This is a genomic window from Wolbachia endosymbiont (group A) of Anomoia purmunda (assembly GCF_947251545.1).
GTDB lineage: Bacteria > Pseudomonadota > Alphaproteobacteria > Rickettsiales > Anaplasmataceae > Wolbachia.
The window spans coordinates 1371368-1389324 of sequence record NZ_OX366362.1; the positions used below are offsets into that span (position 1 = coordinate 1371368).

Here is a 17957-nt window from a genome sequence, read left to right on the forward strand (position 1 = left end):
CTCTATCAATTTTACTTACACTTTTCCTTAACTTGACGCGTATGAACCTTTATACCTGCTTTTCTTACCAGCTCATCGTATTCTGCATCAGTGATTTCTGGTTTGTTTTTCCGATAGTATAGCTCGTTGTGGCGTTTTATTTCTTTTTGTAGTTCTATTGCATTTTCACTCATAATGATTTACCTACACTATTGTTTCAGTATACAGTGTCAATTATGAATAAATTATTAACCATTGTACATGTATAGCTAGTATTTTATGAATAATCCACTAGCTATACTACTACTTTTGTATTGATATTTAAATAGAAAAAGAAAAATATTTAATTAGTAGAGATTTTTGCTCGCTTCTAGCCTTAGCTACATTGTGAGATATCAATTTCCCGAAGTTTATGCCTATTGTTTTGGCAGAAGTAGTAAAACTTTAATCAAACTCAATAATACTGTATTATATGTTTGTTCTGCAATTATGCAAAAAATGACCACTACCAGAGAGAGAATTGCTATCGACTCTTTAAGCTATCAAGTAGTTCAAGAGATAAAAAAGTTGAGGTTATTTAGGAGATGGTCTCAAGCGAAGCTAGCAAGGGAAAGCGGTATATCAACGTCACAAATACAAAGATATGAACAAAGGATAGATGCTATTTCACCTGAAAACGCAGAAAAGATGCTAAAAGCATTATCGGCTAGCTTTAAAGACATATTTCCTAAGTTAACAGGTTATGTTAGCCATAAGGAAGAGAAGATGATGAATATACTGCAAAATTTAAAAAAAATTAAGGACCAAGAATTTCGCAGTACATTTTGTGTACTAGTCAAACTTTTGTCAGGGAAAATTCAAATTGGCAAGAGTGTAATAGATACTAAGTCTATAAAGTACAAAATTGGACAAGCGGCAAAAGATTGGAGGTTCGTAAGAGGATGTACTCAGTTGGAGTTAGCGAATAAAATCGGATTGTCACAACAGCAAATACACAGATATGAACAAGGTGTAGATTGCATGTCATTTAAAAAGCTATCTGAAGCAGAAAAAGCGTTAGTAAATGCTAGAGTTTTACTCTGTGAACCAACGGAAGAAAATTATTACGAAGATGAAGATAGTGAAGGAGAAACGAAGATATTAAACATAATGAAAGAATGTCAAAAAATTGAAGATCAAAGATTACAGGATTTATTGAGTTTGTTTTTATCAGAGGTTGTAAAGATTAACGAATAAAATTTTATTTAGATGCCTTTATAAACATTCGTATGTAATATTTTTTTTACACATAGTTTTTAAATTTAAGTAGCTAAGGGACTGAAAGTGAGAAAACTACGAAAAATAATAAGAGCGATAAAAGGTGTATCTATAGCCAGATTCAGCGATACGTTATTTTGTGAACCCGAATTGTATAAAGCTGTTTCAAGTAAAGATTTAGATAAAATAAAGTCATTAATAGAAAGTGGTGTTGATCTTAACGAATGCAGCAGTAATGGCAACACACCCCTGCACAAAGCTATAATGTTGGAAAATATACCTACTATAAGATTATTAATAATTAATCGTGCGCAGCTGTTTATAAAGAATAAAAAGGGTGAAACAGCATATGACCTGTCTAAAAACAAAACTTCAGTGCAGGAGCTATTTACCAGCGAAAGAGCAGTTGAACTACAAGTCGCTACGCAGGGGTTGAAACATCACATGGATTCCCGATATGAACGCATGTAACAGTCTACCTTCCTCTCCCTTTGTATTTACCTTGAGTTGAAGCCTGAGCTTTCACAAATAGCTGCCAAAATCCTTTCTGATCGCCTTCTTTCTGTATCAATTGTGCCAAACGCTGCATCAATCCATCATTTAGTATAATCATTTGTGTCCATTTGCCCACTGGCTTTGCAACGCCAATTATTTTTAGATTTTCTTTATAAACCTGGATCTCCTGGATCCCTTTGATATCATGATTTTCAAGCTGTTTTTTTTCACTCTCTCCCAGCTTGACGAGGTTTGTGCATATTCTCCTGAAAGAGAGAAATATTTTAATAGCAATAATTAGTATTATACCACATACAACAATCTGCTCGTAGGACATTTCCACTATTTTAAAGTTATTCCGTGAAGCAGAAATAATGCTACAATTTCTTCGCTTCGATTTGCTATAGCGTTCTCCAGTGCTGTGTAACCTTCTTTAGAGTTATAAAAACATTTCAGATGAACGTTTGCCTTTTTGTCTAGTAATAATTCAACAATGTCTTTATTGCCCTTCATAACAGCAAGATGTAGAGGAGTACAACCACTTTTCCCAATTGCGTTAACGTTTGCCCCATTTCGCAATAAAATCTCCACAGAATCTTTATGATTGGATAAAACTGCTAGGTGAAGAGGAGTACTTTCTTCTTTGTCTTTAATTTCAAGGTCAGCCCCTCCTTTTATCAGCAATCCCAACGTTACCCCATCAGCATATTTTACAGCCGTATGAAGAGGAGTTTCACCTAGATGATTTTGACAACCGATGTCTGCACCGGATTGTAATAGATCCTGCATAACATACAATTGCTTATACTTTATCGAATAATGCAAAGGAGTGTCGCCATCGATATTCTGAGCATTAACATTTTTGCTCATAACTACAGCAACCTCTGCTATTGCTGTTGGTCCATATTGAGAAGCAATGTGTAGTGCTGTATTGCCCTTTTTATTTGCTGTATCAACATTAGCACCACACCCAATGAAGAATCGAAATAACTTGTAAAGATTCCATCTTACACAGAAACGTAAGATTCCAGTACAAAATCCAGTATTAATAATAGTTTTGATAATCTTGAAAATGATCAATGAAAGAAGACTAGGATGTCTGAACTCATAAATCTTCTTAGAAGCGTCTTGTAAAATCTTTTCAATTGTCATAGCAACCCCACAAAAAATGTGTTTGTATACAAGTATGCAGCGATAAATATTTTTAAATTATTAACTCATATACGCGTATAGCTAGTATTTTACAAGCAAACCACTAGCTGGGCTACTATTTTTGTGTTGAATATATAATATTTAAATAGAAATAGCAAGGTATTTAACTATTAGAGATCTCTGGTTGCTGATTTTATGCCGTTTCTGACCCAGCTACAGTCTTTACTCAAGATTAAAATCTCATTTGATTTTTTAGAGTTACCCATTCCATAACTCCATTTGGGTTCAATGATGTGATGTTCTGTATACATATCCCGTATTTCCTCACAATCATTATACGATAAAACCCATCTATCGCGAGTCGACAAAAGTTTCTTCATGGTCAAAATCTTTGCCTCTTTTTCCATATAGTTTTTGGTCAATCAAGTAAGGAGGATCACAGTATAAGAAATCATTTGCGTGTTTAGGAATGCTTTTTTTGAAGTCGGCTAAATCTACAGTAAGATTTTTAATTGAAAACTTTGCTAATCTTTCTATTGAACTTGGCGTAAAACGTCTGGAGACATACCCCCAGACAATGTTGTGCCATTGAAAGATGAACGATTTAATGCAAAAAATGCTGCAGCAATTTCAACTCTATCTCTTAGGGTGAAAAATGTTTTTTGTAGGCTATAGAACATGGCAGATGTCATATTCTGGTATTTCCGCACTACCTCTGCAAGGATCTTTTAAAAGCACCTGCCAAAATCTTACTAATGGTTCAAAGGCGTCATAACCATAAACTTTTGTTCCTCTGCTGGCTAACGCTAACTCCTCCGCCTATAAAAGGAGAGCAAAGCGTAGGTAACCCTTTTGGAATATATTCATTAATAATTTGAGAAACGGCACGACTCTTGCCGCCGGGATAACGAATAGGGGACTTTACAAACGAAACTTGCTCCCTTTTTTTTGGATTTTTTTCTACACTAGCAAGCATTAGAGGTTATAATTTATTCTCTGGAATTTTGTTTAGAATTTTCCGCTACTTGCTGAATCGATACATCTTGAATTTCTTCTTCCGGCTTAGCTACTTCTTTAGATTCTGCCGCTAATTTGCGTTGTTTGATAAGTTTCTTTAGTGTTTTAACTGCGATGAAGTTAATACTGAAAACACATGCCGAAGTTATGGCTAATGCTGAAAGAGGAGCTAAATTGAACATCGGCAAAATTGCCACAATCGTGCCAGATGTCAGTAAAAATGCTAACTTCTTGCTCCCGATTATTTTATTCTTCTTAACCTTTATCGGGTTTAATTTTTTTATTTTCCCTTTTAGCTTTTTGAAGCCTTTTTTGAACACGTTGCCTTTTTTCAGCTCTTTTTCTACGGGTTTTGTTTTGAAGCTTTTTATTTTTTCTTTTATTCCTTTTTTATCTTTTTTTACTTTAGAGGTCTTCTCCATCAACTTTAGAAGTTGCTCATGTGGCGGTTTTGGCTTAGCTTCTTGACCCTTAGTATGCTTTTTGGGCGAAACTATGTTTTTTAAACCTTTCTTTGCTTTGTGGTATAATTTCTTTAGTTTGCTTGGCATTTTTATGTAAATTAAGATACGATATCGCAAAATTTATCGATTACTTTTTGATTACCTTCTATCATTGCATTTGCCTCCTGCTGCAGACATTTAATATTTTTTGATGTAATATTATCCATCTCAGCCGACGCTATTGTCAGTTGTGATTGTATCCTGATGTATCTGTCGTCCATTACATTACCTAGTTGATAATTCACTACATCAAGGCTCGATGCAAACATCACATTTAACAGAGGCTTTATCCAGGCTATCTTTCCTAATTTTCTGTACTTGATTCGATTAGATAGCCGACCAGTGCCAATTGATACCAGCACTATTTCTTCATTAGGGAAAAGTTTTTTGCTATTTGCGTACGCACATGCTGCTGGGTTATTGGCAAAAACACCTCCATCTACTAACACTCTTTTCTCTTGCTTAACTTCTAAATACTTAGGTGCAAAGTATGTTGGTGCTGCTGTTGTGGCTCTGAGTGCGTCTTTTAACTTGATAAAATTCCTGTCTTCTTTCCAGCTTTTAAAGAAAAATGGACAGTTATTGTGAATATCATAACTGGTAAGCAGTAGATTACTTGAAACATCAGCAATAGTACTTTCGCCGAAGTATTTATCGAGTACGCATTTTAAATCAGGCTTTGGTTCTTATTTTACAATAATTAACATAATGATAATAAATTATTAAATGGTAAACTACTATATTTATTCTTCAACTTATTATACAATGGATGCACTAGCTGAAGGTTCAACATTACTACCCTCAAGTAAACTTGAAGGCCTATTACAACTAGCTGGAGGTTCAACTAAATTTGAAGGTCTGTTACAGTAATATATGATTGTAGCTGCAACTAGACAACAAGCTCCAACTACTATTCCTACCATTAGCATTTCCAAGTAAACTGCAATAGCTATCCCTGTAGCAACTCCGGTTATTGCTAACATAGCAGCAGCTATCACAGGCAACTTACTTTTTGCATTTTGTGGAGCAGGGTTGTTTTTGTCTGGATAACTAGGTTGTTTGCTGTTACCTTGAACATTATTTACTCGGTTAGAGTCTTTACTAGCTACTAAAGGTACCCCTGTTGGTATTAGTTTTGGTTGTGTATCTTTTTTACCACTATTCTTATCTAAACTTTTTGGTGCAGTAACATCTCCATTGTTTGGATTAGTAGACTGCTTGCCGTTGGTTTTGATATCACTTTTTTGTTCTAGAATTGGTATTTTAACATTTTCATTTGTAACAGCTATATTATATTGATTGGATACTTGATCACTACCAGTTCGTGATTCATTTAACTGAATTTTACTTGAATCACTATTATCATTACTTGTAGAAGCTTGACTTACTGTAGCCACATCATCTTCGATCAATGTAACTGGAGGAGTTTGTGCAGCAAGTTCTTCCGGAACTATAGGGATTGCTTGTTGAACAGGAATTTGTTTATCCTCACCATCGCTACTGATAATAGAGGTTGATTGATCATTTATAGTAGTGCCAACACCTTCATCGTTAATATTAGCTGTAATATTAGAATGATGTTCGTTAAGGATTTCTAAAGTTTGTTCTGGACCACTAGAATGTTCACTGCTGCGTTGAGTATTATTAACTTGTGCCTCCTCTGAGTTTGTATCTTGACTTTCTACTGCATCATAAAAATGTTCATCATCTTCTGATTGATCCATAAGGGCAATACCATTATCTCCCTGAATTGGTTGATCACTTTCGTTTACAAGTTGAACATTATTATCCCTAATATTTACTAAACTTTTCGGCTGTACTACTTGTATGGGATCCTCTCCTATCACATGTCCAGCTAATTGAATAGGAGCTTGTTCATTCTTACCACTTTTTTGTTCTAAAATTGGCACTTTAACAGTAGAAAAATCATTAATAGCATTAGCTAGAACTGAATTTTCTTTATTAAATAGCACTTTTAGACTTTCTTCATTAATCAAATGTAAATCAAGTTCATAGGTATTACCATTAGGGAGAGAAAGTTCAGCCTCTCGATCAGACTTTTTAAAAATTTGAGCAACACTCTGAACATTATTGAGGAGAAAAATTTTAATTGTTCTGTTGTTAGGCAAATTCTTTAATGCCTCAATAGTACCAACAGTCCCTCCACGAGGAACAACCTGTTGAGCATCCGAAGTTGCAACATATAAAGCTCTACTTGTACTATTACCTATAGAAAGCACTACACTTTCCTGCTGGGGTGTTGTTTGATCATTACTTGTAGAAGCTTGACTTACTATAGCCACATCATCTTCGATCAATGTAACTGGAGGAGTTTGTGCAGCAAGTTCTTCCGGAACTATAGGGATTGCTTGTTGAACAGGAGTTTGTTTATCCTTACTATTGCTATTATCCTTAAAGGTTTTCGATAGCCTCGGACTAATAGTGTTTCCACTGAGATAATAATTATTGTTAACAAAAAAAGCAATATCAGGAAGGTTAATTTTTAACCCTTTACTTCTTCCATGTTTATGTAAAGATAGCATCACAAAGGTTATAAATCCGTCCTCACCAGGTTCAGAATGCTCATAAATTACTACTTTCTGTTCATTACTAGATCCAGAATATTTCATCATTTCAGAAAGTGAAGCATCTTTATGTTTGTTCTTTACTTGCTTAAAATATTGTTCATCACCATTTGAATGGGTACTTGGAATGAGGTAACTTGGTGCAGTAATTATATTATACAATACTGTAGCAAGGTAAGAAGGATAATAGTATATAGATACGCTATTATCAGACTTAAATTTGTCAGGTTCAATATTTACAATAAGATTGCGATACATATCCAATGAATGAGCATAAAGTAAAGAACTACTACTTATTCTTAACTGTTCACCCACGTGCTTATAACCCATAGAACCAGATGGTAATGAAGGTATGAAATCTGATAGATTAACTACTCTAATAGTATTCTTCCTAAGGCGCTCTTCATAAACCTTAGCAGCATAAGGGTCAAAAACCCTTGGAGAGGCAAGAGTTGCAACATGCAAATCTTCTGCACCCTCTTCTACACTCAAATGTAGAGCAGCTATGTTGGCAATTGCACCTCCCATACTATGACCTGTAAGGTTAAATTTAAAATCTTTAATTTCTAACTTTTTATCATTAGCATGTCCTTTTAATATCTCATAAACACTGCCCCAAGAATCCTTAAATAAAGAATAAAAACCTGAGTGGATCTTTCCACCTTCAGGCAAAAGCTCAGGTGCACAAATTAAAGGTATTCTAATATCTGTAATATAGTCAAAGAGATTACGACTACCGCGGTAAACTATAGTTATTTCCTTATCTTTTATAAAAACATAACCAGCATGTCGATATGGTTGTTCATTATCACGCATATTATAGAATTGAATTATTTTATAACCTTCTTTCTTAAGTTGGGCTGGAACTCTATAAGATCTTTCCTCTAACTCAGAAAATTTTTTATTATTAAGGTTACAATCACTAACATAATAGCCTATCTTAACAAAATTGATGATTTCTAATAACTTCTCTTGGCTAAATCCTGCAATTTCAGTTTTATTTGGTCCTAAAATACCTGGCCTTTGCTCTTCTTGAATATCAGTTATTTCAAATTCATTTTGTTCTAGACTTGAATTATCTCCATTAGGTTCCTCATTAAACTGACCGGCAACATTATTATCTACACTTATAGAAGTATGACAAGCGTTTCGATATCTTTGTTGGATGGTTAAAAACTCCACTCCTGAATTTTCAGCGAGTTTCAATATAAAATTTGTGTACACATTTTGAATAATTGAGAAACGTTTTTCACGTATAACATTATCTAAAATAGTAACTAGACTATTTTGCAAGAAGGTCTGCCTATCCGTATCACTTAAAAATTTGGGATCATCTTTAATTAAATTTAGTACTTTTATTATAAAATCCGTACTGCCAGTGTGTAAAGCAGCTTTTAAAATTAGGCCGTAAATCTTTTGTTTTTTCTCCTTACGTTCCACGCCAGCACTATGAATATTTTTCAAAATTTGTTTATCAATCTGTGCAACAATTTTCTCATCTGCAAATGCTTCTTTATAGATTTTTTGAATTATTGGATCTTTCTTTTGAATACGTTCTCTGCACAAGTACTCAACAATTGAAACATGCTCCTGACTTATTGCAGTTTCCAAAAGAGTGATGAAACTGTTCTTTAATAAAGTTTTTCTAGTTAGGTCATTTAAAAAAAACTTAACATCTCCTTCAACTACATCTAATACTTTCTCGATAAATTCTTCATTTTGTACTAATGACGCTGTTTCAAGCACGCCATATAAAGGGTTAATACTTGTTTGCAACACTTGTTCAAGATCTTTTAAGACGTACTCAATAAGAACTGTATCTAATAAATTTTGTTCTTTTCTTAATGCTATAACTGAAAAAAAGCCAATCTTGTTGAGCTCGTTAAGTTGTACAACTTGATCTTTTAATTCAATATAAAGGTCAGGAAATCTCTCTATAAAAGCTGCAATATATTTTTGACTGCCAATAAGTAGAGGTAAAAGACTCAAATTTCCTTCAGCAAAAAGTATGTCCTGGTATTTTTCTGCAAGTTTGTCATTAGCTGCAATTGCCAGAAGTAACAACTCTTTTGCCGAATAATTACAGTTATTTTTTTCTATATCATACCTGTGAGAAAGTATATTGCTAAATATATACGAATGATCGCCTCTAGATTGTCTTTCTTCAAAGCTTTCTACCCTTTGGTCTTCTAATTTTAAACTAAGGTAATCTATACAAAAATTTTTGAAACTTTCAACATCAAGATCAGCAACAAATGAATCTTCATAACTTTTAATATTTTCTACAACCTCATCTAGTTTTTTGAAATTATTTTCGTTCATTGCGTCATTTAGAATATTTATAAGAGCCTGAATACGTGATATACTCGAGAGCGTTTTAGCATCTCTGGTAATAATAAGAGACTCGAGATTTTGATCAGTATTTGCAAGAATATGGTTCTCTAGACTTAGATCATCATGGTACGTGGCCTCACTACTAAGTGAAATAGCTGGTACCACCCGATTTCCACTGTCTGAAATTTTGGACTCTACTTCAATATCTGAACCTCCAGAATGGCGACGATCTTTAGTTCCAATTGTTTCTCCGCTTAAATCAACCAAACTTGAATCCAGGGAATCATCATGAGCCATATTTTAAACCTCTATTAATAATTAATCAAGTATAGCATAAAAAACTATTTTCCCAAGCAAAACTTTTAACCCCAATTCTGTATGGTCACAGAGAGTGATGAATTGTAAATAAATTAGGAGCACTGGTTACATATAAATTCATAAGGTTTTGAGAGTTTTAAGTCTTTTTGTATAGTCTTGGTTGCACTTTTATGCAGCTTAACATAAGTAAATTTGATCTATAGCAACAAACAAATGCTTATTTTAACTTATTTCTGTTGGCGTTTTATAGTAGTAATTGATGTTAAACCGTTCTAAAATTGGTAGCTTGCTCTGAAGAAACACTATAGTTTTTCTAAGGTGGGTTTAAAAAAAATTATCTATAAGGTTAATATTCAATTTATTTATATTGAAATATACGATTTTAAAAAATGACTATCTATGGAAGAACATGGTGGGGAGAGAAATGGCTTCAGTGCTTCAATAGAATTGATTATGATACCGTCACGGTATCCATTAGCCGCTAACAAGTAGCGGGATGACGAGGTTGTCGCCATGCCGCCGCGAACCGTCATACCGCCACGAACCGTCATACCGCGATTCATTCGCGGTATCTCAGCCACTAACACGTAGCGGGATGACGATTGTCAGGCTAGCCTGTCATCCCAGTGCCCAGACACTGGGATCCAGAAGACTTAATTTCAACCAAGTGGCTGCATAATAAAGGCTGGATTCCAGTGTCAAGCACTGGAATGACACCTTCCTGCCCAGTTCATGTTGCCATAAATATTAAGAAATTTACCAAGCAAAAAAAAGGCAAAAGAAGCCCTAGTCATTGTCTATTTTCAGTATTGGCGTTTTTTAAGTCTTAAACACTGCAATTTAGCTGCTTTTAAGTGCAACTAACCTTAGCTATAAATATTTAAGAAATTTACCAGGCAGAAAAAAAAGGCATAGAAAACCCGCAGTAGCTAGTTATTCACTCTCTATTTTAAAATTTGACGTTGGGTGATGTCTTGAACGCTTTATAAGCGCGTTTCAGCTTATATAGGTAAAAACCTAGAAATTTGATAAAGACATAAGGTACACATAGTGCAAAAATTTAAGCATAGTACGACAAATACAAATTTTCTTGTCGTTTTAATCTGCACAGATTGCGAAGTTAAATGAAATAGCTTCAGTTTCATGATAAGGGGACTGGCGAAGCTTGTAAAGTAATTTTTTTGTTTCATCCAATGCGCTGCCAAAAGTTTGTTATGCAAGAATGCACTAGCCATTTCTCACAGATTCATTTAAACTTAATCAAGTGGGAGTATTATTAACGCGAAAAGGGTTTAATTAGAGATTTAAGTAATATGGCGCGTGAGGAAGATATAAACCAATTAGTAAAAAATGGATTTGATATTAACTCAAAAGATGCAAGTGGAATCACTCTCTTGCATAAGTTCACAAAAGAAGGCGATTTAGTTGGAGTAAAGTCATTACTAGAACACGAAGCTGATTTCAATGTCGTAGACAACGAAAATAGAAACCCTCTGCATTACGCCATTATGCATGGACACAAGAAAGTTGCTAAACTTTTTGTTAATCAGCTGACAATAAATTCCAAGGATAAAAACGGATTCACTCCACTGCACCTTGCTGCACTACAAGATGACACGGAATTAATAGATTTTTTGATAACAAAAGGCGCAAAAATTAATGAAAAAGATGCCAAAGAGGGCTATACTCCTCTTCATATAGCTTCACTATACGGTTCTAAAAAAAGCGTCCAAATTTTAATTGATAGCGGAGCAAATCTCGAATGCGAAGATAACAATTTTCGTACTCCTTTGTTTTTAACCATTTATCAATGCACCGCACATTATGACAGCAGAGCAGAAATTATAGAATATCTGATAAAGAAAGGTGCAAATATAGAAGCCAAAGATGCAGAAAATAACACTACGCTTTTCCTAGCAGCGTATAACAACAAAATGCAAATAGTAAAGCTTATTGCAAAAAAACAGCAAGCAAGTAACGATAAAATTAAACTTAAAGAGTTTTTTTGCACAAAAAACAACCATGGTTTTGATGCGTTAGATTGCGCTATTGAGCATAATAATAGAAAAATGGTAACATTTCTTGTTTCAAAGGGAATAGAAGCAAACGATCAAGATTTTAATGGTAACGCTAGGCTGCATAAAGCTAGCCATAATGGTAACACTAAAACAGTTAAGCTCTTATTGAAGCTTAAGGTAAACGTTAATGCTGTTACTAAATGTAACAGAACTCCCTTGCTACTCGCAGTTAAAAAAGGCCATACACAAATTGTGAAAATGTTATTGGAAGTTAGAGCCAATATGAACATTTGTGAGCAACAAGGTTTTGCACCTCTACATCTTGCTGTTCAAAAGGATTATTTTGATATAGCTCAGTTGTTAACAGAAAAAGGTGCAGACCTTAACATTAAGTGCAATAACGGTCATACCGCAATAGATATGTTCATTAGCAAGGCTCATAGCAAAAAAAATATCGAAGAAAATTACAAAAAATTTTGTAGATTTTTGATGCTTTACCTGAAAGAGCTACATAGTAAACACAAAGCCTGTTGTATACTTTCAACCCTAGCTCTAAGCTTAACAATTATAGGCTTACCATTTATTTTCAAGCCTATTATTAAATACAGAGAAAGAAGTAAAATATATAAAAAAATTAGGGCTATGCTGGTCTACATTTAAGTACAAGAAGAGTATACAAAAAATACATAGCCAAAGCTAATACACGACAATTATCTGCTCGATGAAAATGAGATTAAATACATTTTTAATATTTTTATAGAAATCTATTAGTATAGATCTATACGCTGTTCTAATGGCTATTTTTAAATGCTTAATACTCCTCTTCATTATTTCTTGCACACACCTGCCTACTAAGCAACATCTCACTAATATAGACAACGAAGATCATCATGATATAGGTAGGCACGATTATTCGTTGCAACAATATAACACCTCTTTGGAAAGTAATGAATCGGCAATACCAGAAATTATGCCTTTACCAATAGAGTTTCCCGATCTCACAATCAGTAATCAGCTTATTTCTATTAATGTTAGTGAAGAAGTATCAGTAAAAGATTTGCTGATTGAGATAGGAAAACTTTCTGACGTTAACTTGGATATGGACCCAAAAATATCAGGTAATATTATTTTAAAGCTAAAAGATAAGGATATAAATGAAGTAATTCAGAGTATAGCAAATAGCGCCAAACTGCGTTACTCAACAAGTAATGGTGTAATTAGAATTGAGCAGGACTTGCCATACGCGCAAAATTATTACGTAGACTTCATCAATATTCAACATTCTGCTCAAAGCAGTTTCGTCATTAGTAACAATATTACTAACAGTGATGGAAGTAACGTTGATAGGGACTATAACAATGTTATGAAGTCTCAATACAGTAGTGACTTATGGAATTCATTAGAAAAAGGCTTGAATGCAATAATGGATGTTAACGGGGTGGATGATGGCGAATTCCTTTCATCCAACAGAGAAGCTGGTGTTATTATTTTGAATGCTAGAAAAGATATCCACAAAGCTGTTGAAGAATATGTTAATAAGGTTAAGAAGTTAGCGTCTTCTCAAGTAATGATAGAGGCAAAAATAGTTGAAGTTGTGCTAGATGACAAATACCTTTCTGGTATGAACTTAAATGACTTACACGATGGAACTAAGTCTATAGTAAATCAAGATAACTCCATTATTAACCTAGCAATGAACTTTGGTGCGGATGATCTAGGAGATTTAGTAAAAAATTTAGACAAATTTGGCACTTCAACTGTAATTTCAAGCCCTAGAGTACATGCTATAAATAATCAGCAAGCGATGATTTCATTTACTAAAAACCATATTTATTTTACTTCCGATATACAAAAAGATATTAGAAATTCTAACCAGACCTTAATTACCAAGATGAATAGCGTCCCAATAGGTGTTGTGCTAATAATCCAACCAAGCATTAACATTGATACTAGTGAAATATTCATGGATATACATCCAACTTTATCAAGAATTAACGGCTACGTTAAAGATCCAGATATAGAGTATGTTGCACAGCAGAGTAAAATGAAATTAAATAGCGACATTCCAATTGTTGAAATCAGAGAAATGAACTCTATGTTAAAAATTAAGAGCGGTGAAATTATGGTAATCGGGGGGCTTATAGAACATAGAGAAGATAAGCAAAGCTTATTGCACCAGAAGTCAAAAAGGCTAGCGAATAATATTAGAACAGTAGAAACTGTCATTTTTTTAAAAGCAACAATCGTACCAACATTTGGTTTGTTAGATAGAAAAGATAAGAATTTATATATATATTAAATGTATCCGTTCAGCAGAGTAGCAAAATAGGTAGACAAGATAAACCAAAAAATCAAGAAAAAGTGAGTTTACAACAAATGGTGTCATGCAAGTAGCTGACACATAACTGTACGAACATTTGTTTGCGAAGAAATGTTATAGCAGGTTTTGCCTTAAACACAAAGGTGTCATTCCAGTGCCCAGACACTGGAATCCAGAAAACTTAACTTTAAATGAGCATACCAGGTGAATGTACAATAAGAACTGGATCCCAGTGTCAAGCACTGGGATGACATCCTCCCTAGTGGATTCAAATCACAATGTTCGTAGAGTAAGCACTGACCACTTTTGCTTCAATATTTGCGATGCCCCTGAACAGATACTATTAAATCATTACTAAAAATTAAATATCAAACCAACTTCAATATTGTGAGTAGATATGTCATCTGCAACAGGTATCGGAATGCTAAAGTAACGATAGCCGAGAAAGGTTTTGATTTCTGGGATTATTGAATAATTAACACCAAGTTTTATTTGATAAGCAAACCAAGGAACATTGAGTGGCATTGAATTTTGGGGTGACCCATTAATCCTTTTTAATCTAAAAACTGTTGGCCCTATACCAAGACCGATGTACGGAGCAAATTGTGTATCCTGAACGCTGGGATTATAATAAAAGTTTAACAAAAACGCAAATATACTTGCTGATTTATCAAATACCGGAGGAGAATTACTATTTTCAATATTGACTATAGAATACATGGTTTCAAAATCAACTCGGCCATTTTCTCCAGCATAGTAACCTAAAGATATGCTGTTAAGCCACTGGAAATCAATTTTACCATCAAATTGCTGTATACTTTTAATTTCATTTGCCACTATATTTTTTATTATAAAACCATAATGACTTTCAACTAAAGTTAGGACTCTCTCCCCTATTGCCTTTATACCCTTTACAAATGTTTCTGAATTATCATGGTATACCTTACCACCGTTAGCGCTAACATAAAAATCAAGTTTTTTTGATTTTTCTTTTGTAGGCTCAGCTTGATCTGCAATACGTGACCACATATTTTTCTGATCAGCTACTTGGAGAATAGAAGGTTGTTCAATAGGACTACTTTCAAGTTCTTGATATTTTAAATCATTTATTAGTATTTCTTTTTCAGTAATCTCTTCAGAACGTATTATACTTTCATTATTGTCTGTTTCTAATCTTAAGGGTTGTGCTTCAATAATTTGCTCAATGTGTGTATTATTACTAATATAAGTAATAAAAAAATAGACACATGGAATGAAAATCAAAAATAAAGTAATAGATATTTTAGTTATAACAAATGAACCCATAATTATCATTTATAGTATAACTACTATATCATATATTTCTTTAATGTACAAAAAATTAAGGTAAGATACTTCCAATTAGATAATTATTTTCCACTCCTTTAACATTAACTTTCACAATACTCTTGGCTTGAGCTTTTGATTCAAGCTTTACTAATGCAAAATTTTCTGTTCTACCGACATTATTTTGCTCAACCAGAACACTTTGTTCAGTGCCTATCAAAGATTGATAAAAGCTATTCATCATTTCTCTATTCATTTCTCTTAAATTTTTTACTCGTTCTTTACGCACATTCTCTGGTACTTGTGGCATCCGTGCAGCAGGTGTATTCTTCCGCTCTGAATATGGAAAAGCATGTAGGTAAACTATATTTGTTTTTTTCAGTAAATCAACTGTATCCTGAAACATTTCATCAGTTTCTGTTGGAAATCCAGCAATAATATCAGCGCCAAATGCTATATTAGGCCTCAAGCTCTTCATTTTATGACAAAATTCTATCACTTGTTCTCTGTTGTGACGACGCTTCATTCTCTTTAGTATTAAATTATTACCAGATTGTAGACTCAAATGTAAATGAGGCATAAGTCTTGACTCATTAGCTATTAAATCCATTAATTCGTCGTCAACTTCAGCAACATCGATAGAGGAAAGTCTTAGCCTCTTCAACTCTGGTATATCTTTTAAAACTCTCCTAATCATTGAACCAAGTGATGGCTTACCCAACAAATCTGTACCAAAGTCAGTAATATCAACCCCTGTAAACACTACTTCTTGATATCCATTTTCTACAAAGATCCTGATTTGCTCTATAATACTGTTTATTGGCACAGATCGATTATTCCCTCTTGCCTCAGTAATTGAACAAAATGTGCAGCTATGATTACAACCATTTTGAATTTCAATAAATGCCCTTGACTTATCTTCAAATCCATTAATTAGAACAGGTTCTACTTGGTTATCACTGACTAAGATTTTATTGTCATTTAGTAAGTAATTTTCAGCTTTTAGCTTATCTTGATTACCGAGCACTTTACTTACACCAGGGATGCTACTGTAAACTTCTGGATCCAACTGAACAGCACAACCAACTACGATAATTTCTTTATTTGGATCATTTTTGTAAATCTTACGTATCTTTTGCTTTACCTGACGTTCTGCTTCGTTTGTCACTGCACAGCTATGCACCACAATAACATTTTCTCTCTTTGCTTTTTTTAATGCTTCTTTGATTAACTCACTCTCGTAAAAATTTAGACGACAACCAAATGTTATCACTTCATTCATGTTAGTATTTTTTGCTTTAATAGACCTAAATTATATCAAATATCCAAGCAAAGTCTCTTGCATGACTATTTTTTTTGTAAATAAATGCTATGCAAGCAGCAGACACTGGGATCTCAACAATTTTCACTCAGACACAGTATCACTCCTTCCTTTGCTTATTATCAACTATGTTTTAAAAGAAGGGGCACCAGGGTATTGTCATTTTCCAGAGTATACACCTGAATATTTTAAGCAACTTACTGCAGAACAACTAATTACCAAGGTAGTAAAAACGCGAATTCTGGATTAAAGGAGAATAGAAAAGGCAGAAAACAGGGTAAACTCAGCAGTTATAAAAAAATAGATGAGGTTACCCATGGAAGATATAACAAAACTGTTTTGTTTGGTCGATGATTTTTGCAGAGATATAGAGAAAAATTTTGCAGGTAAACTACTGCCAAATGGTAAAAAACCCACAAGAACAACGGAAATTGAGCACTCCGAAATCATGACAATAATCCTGCTATATCAACAATCTCCGTGTAAAAATTTCAAAACTTTCTATCTACATTACCTAACGTTGCTCTACAAATCAGAGTTTCCAAAGTTGCCTTCATATACCAGGTTTGTTGCTCTAAAGCCTAGGTTTTTGTGGCATTTAGCAATGTTGTTGCATTGGCTTTGTGGACAGTCAGAAAACACTGGAATTTCATATATAGACACAACTCCCATTGCAGTTTGTCATGCAAAAAGAATATCCAAAAACAAAGTTTTTGCTGGAATTGCAAAATTAAGCAAGAGTACTTACGGCTGGTTTTTTGGTTTCAAATTACATATGGTAATCAATGAAAATGGTGAAATTCATGCACTTACGCTAACAAAAGGCAATGTTGATACCTGTGCCAAATCTGACGGAAAAATTAACCGGCCTTTTGTTTGGTGACAAAGGTTATATTGCAAAAGAGCTTTTTCAGAAGCTGTTTGACCGAGGTTTGAAACTTGTTACCAAGGTGAAAAAAGGTATGAAAAATGCATTAATTTCGCTAAATGAGAAGATTTTACTGAGAAAAAGGTCTATCATTGAGACTGTTTTTGGTTACCTAAAAAATAGACTAGAAATTGAACACACTCGCCATAGATCCCCTGTTAATTTTTTGGTTCATATCTTTTCTACTCTCATTTCCTATTCCATCAAATCCAAAAAGCCTTCTATTTCCTATACTTTCTTCCTTAATCCAGAATTCGCGTTACTACGGGGTTTCTTTGCCTTTTTTCCTGCTTAGTAAATTTCTTAAACACTTGCGGTGTAGGTTAGTTGCAAGTTAAAAGCAGCTAAATCGCTCTTAATCAAGCGTTTTAGAATAAAAAAAACGCCGATATTTTAGTACATAGTAAATAGCCAACCACCACGGG

Annotated in this window: 14 protein-coding genes and 4 pseudogenes; 7 read left to right on the forward strand and 11 right to left on the reverse strand. The window is 33.9% G+C overall.

Annotated elements, in window-relative coordinates; translation table 11 throughout:
• Positions 1 to 11 precede the first annotated feature (11 nt).
• Positions 12 to 173: a hypothetical protein gene (locus OPR57_RS07040; RefSeq protein ID WP_265036435.1), complete on the reverse strand. Its 162-nt coding sequence runs from the start codon at positions 171 to 173 to the stop codon at positions 12 to 14.
• Positions 174 to 477: 304 nt separating this feature from the next.
• Here OPR57_RS07040 and OPR57_RS07045 point away from each other — a divergent pair, with 304 nt between their 5' ends.
• Positions 478 to 1215, forward strand: a complete 738-nt coding sequence (locus OPR57_RS07045) for a helix-turn-helix domain-containing protein (RefSeq protein WP_265036436.1) — start codon at positions 478 to 480, stop codon at positions 1213 to 1215.
• Positions 1216 to 1302: 87 nt separating this feature from the next.
• Entirely contained in the window at positions 1303 to 1707 is a 405-nt protein-coding gene (locus OPR57_RS07050; protein WP_265036437.1) for an ankyrin repeat domain-containing protein, read from the forward strand.
• 4 nt (positions 1708 to 1711) lie between these two features.
• Here the strand turns inward: OPR57_RS07050 and OPR57_RS07055 are convergent, their stop codons facing one another.
• From OPR57_RS07055 to OPR57_RS07080, 8 genes and pseudogenes are all read right to left on the reverse strand, one after another.
• Positions 1712 to 2068 carry a hypothetical protein gene (locus tag OPR57_RS07055; RefSeq protein WP_265037600.1) on the reverse strand — a complete coding sequence of 119 codons (357 nt, stop codon included), beginning with the start codon at positions 2066 to 2068 and terminating at the stop codon, positions 1712 to 1714.
• Positions 2069 to 2073: 5 nt separating this feature from the next.
• A complete protein-coding gene (locus OPR57_RS07060) occupies positions 2074 to 2883 on the reverse strand; it encodes an ankyrin repeat domain-containing protein (protein ID WP_265036438.1) in 810 nt (269 codons plus the stop codon).
• Positions 2884 to 3053: 170 nt separating this feature from the next.
• Entirely contained in the window at positions 3054 to 3263 is a 210-nt protein-coding gene (locus OPR57_RS07065; RefSeq protein WP_265036439.1) for a hypothetical protein, read from the reverse strand.
• Positions 3235 to 3501, reverse strand: a complete 267-nt coding sequence (locus tag OPR57_RS07910; protein ID WP_406831686.1) for a DNA adenine methylase — start codon at positions 3499 to 3501, stop codon at positions 3235 to 3237. Before OPR57_RS07910 ends, OPR57_RS07065 begins: the two co-directional genes overlap by 29 nt.
• Positions 3502 to 3652: 151 nt before the next feature.
• The gene (locus OPR57_RS07915; protein WP_406831424.1) at positions 3653 to 3859 is read right to left on the reverse strand and encodes a DNA adenine methylase; all 207 of its coding nucleotides are present in this window, start codon (positions 3857 to 3859) and stop codon (positions 3653 to 3655) included.
• Between the two features lie 13 nt (positions 3860 to 3872).
• On the reverse strand, positions 3873 to 4451 hold the full coding sequence (locus OPR57_RS07070; protein WP_265036440.1) for a hypothetical protein: 579 nt from the start codon (positions 4449 to 4451) through the stop codon (positions 3873 to 3875).
• 11 nt (positions 4452 to 4462) lie between these two features.
• Positions 4463 to 5068 (reverse strand): annotated as a pseudogene (locus OPR57_RS07075) (patatin-like phospholipase family protein); the annotation flags it as partial.
• 93 nt (positions 5069 to 5161) lie between these two features.
• A complete protein-coding gene (locus tag OPR57_RS07080; RefSeq protein ID WP_265036441.1) occupies positions 5162 to 9619 on the reverse strand; it encodes a host RNA manipulator TomO in 4458 nt (1485 codons plus the stop codon).
• A 1334-nt stretch (positions 9620 to 10953) separates the two neighbouring features.
• On the opposite strand from OPR57_RS07080, the gene OPR57_RS07090 reads away from it, so the two are divergent.
• The 3 genes and pseudogenes from OPR57_RS07090 to OPR57_RS08215 all read left to right on the forward strand — a co-directional run.
• Positions 10954 to 12318: an ankyrin repeat domain-containing protein gene (locus tag OPR57_RS07090; RefSeq protein WP_265036442.1), complete on the forward strand. Its 1365-nt coding sequence runs from the start codon at positions 10954 to 10956 to the stop codon at positions 12316 to 12318.
• Between the two features lie 133 nt (positions 12319 to 12451).
• Positions 12452 to 13957: a type II secretion system protein GspD gene (locus OPR57_RS07095; protein WP_265036443.1), complete on the forward strand. Its 1506-nt coding sequence runs from the start codon at positions 12452 to 12454 to the stop codon at positions 13955 to 13957.
• 172 nt (positions 13958 to 14129) lie between these two features.
• Positions 14130 to 14183, forward strand: a pseudogene (locus tag OPR57_RS08215) (WPE palindromic element domain-containing protein); the annotation flags it as partial.
• 149 nt (positions 14184 to 14332) lie between these two features.
• On the opposite strand, the gene OPR57_RS07105 reads toward OPR57_RS08215, so the two are convergent.
• Positions 14333 to 15292: a P44/Msp2 family outer membrane protein gene (locus OPR57_RS07105; RefSeq protein WP_265036444.1), complete on the reverse strand. Its 960-nt coding sequence runs from the start codon at positions 15290 to 15292 to the stop codon at positions 14333 to 14335.
• Between the two features lie 46 nt (positions 15293 to 15338).
• Positions 15339 to 16565 carry a tRNA (N(6)-L-threonylcarbamoyladenosine(37)-C(2))-methylthiotransferase MtaB gene (gene mtaB, locus OPR57_RS07110; protein ID WP_265036445.1) on the reverse strand — a complete coding sequence of 409 codons (1227 nt, stop codon included), beginning with the start codon at positions 16563 to 16565 and terminating at the stop codon, positions 15339 to 15341.
• A 169-nt stretch (positions 16566 to 16734) separates the two neighbouring features.
• On the opposite strand from mtaB, the pseudogene OPR57_RS07920 reads away from it, so the two are divergent.
• Positions 16735 to 16836: pseudogene (locus OPR57_RS07920) on the forward strand (terminase gpA endonuclease subunit); the annotation flags it as partial.
• Between the two features lie 84 nt (positions 16837 to 16920).
• Positions 16921 to 17827, forward strand: a pseudogene (locus OPR57_RS07115) (IS982 family transposase).
• Positions 17828 to 17957 lie beyond the last annotated feature (130 nt).

What these genes read in the sequence shown, in the direction of transcription:
- OPR57_RS07040 (WP_265036435.1), bottom strand. Translation starts at nt 173, where the DNA reads ATGAGTGAAAATGCAATAGAACTACAAAAAGAAATAAAACGCCACAAC.
- OPR57_RS07105 (WP_265036444.1), bottom strand. Translation starts at nt 15,292, where the DNA reads ATGATAATTATGGGTTCATTTGTTATAACTAAAATATCTATTACTTTA.
- OPR57_RS07070 (WP_265036440.1), bottom strand. Translation starts at nt 4,451, where the DNA reads ATGCCAAGCAAACTAAAGAAATTATACCACAAAGCAAAGAAAGGTTTA.
- OPR57_RS07080 (WP_265036441.1), bottom strand. Translation starts at nt 9,619, where the DNA reads ATGGCTCATGATGATTCCCTGGATTCAAGTTTGGTTGATTTAAGCGGA.
- OPR57_RS07915 (WP_406831424.1), bottom strand. Translation starts at nt 3,859, where the DNA reads ATGCTTGCTAGTGTAGAAAAAAATCCAAAAAAAAGGGAGCAAGTTTCG.
- mtaB (WP_265036445.1), bottom strand. Translation starts at nt 16,565, where the DNA reads ATGAATGAAGTGATAACATTTGGTTGTCGTCTAAATTTTTACGAGAGT.
- OPR57_RS07065 (WP_265036439.1), bottom strand. Translation starts at nt 3,263, where the DNA reads ATGAAGAAACTTTTGTCGACTCGCGATAGATGGGTTTTATCGTATAAT.
- OPR57_RS07090 (WP_265036442.1), top strand. Translation starts at nt 10,954, where the DNA reads ATGGCGCGTGAGGAAGATATAAACCAATTAGTAAAAAATGGATTTGAT.
- OPR57_RS07055 (WP_265037600.1), bottom strand. Translation starts at nt 2,068, where the DNA reads ATGTCCTACGAGCAGATTGTTGTATGTGGTATAATACTAATTATTGCT.
- OPR57_RS07060 (WP_265036438.1), bottom strand. Translation starts at nt 2,883, where the DNA reads ATGACAATTGAAAAGATTTTACAAGACGCTTCTAAGAAGATTTATGAG.
- OPR57_RS07045 (WP_265036436.1), top strand. Translation starts at nt 478, where the DNA reads ATGACCACTACCAGAGAGAGAATTGCTATCGACTCTTTAAGCTATCAA.
- OPR57_RS07095 (WP_265036443.1), top strand. Translation starts at nt 12,452, where the DNA reads ATGGCTATTTTTAAATGCTTAATACTCCTCTTCATTATTTCTTGCACA.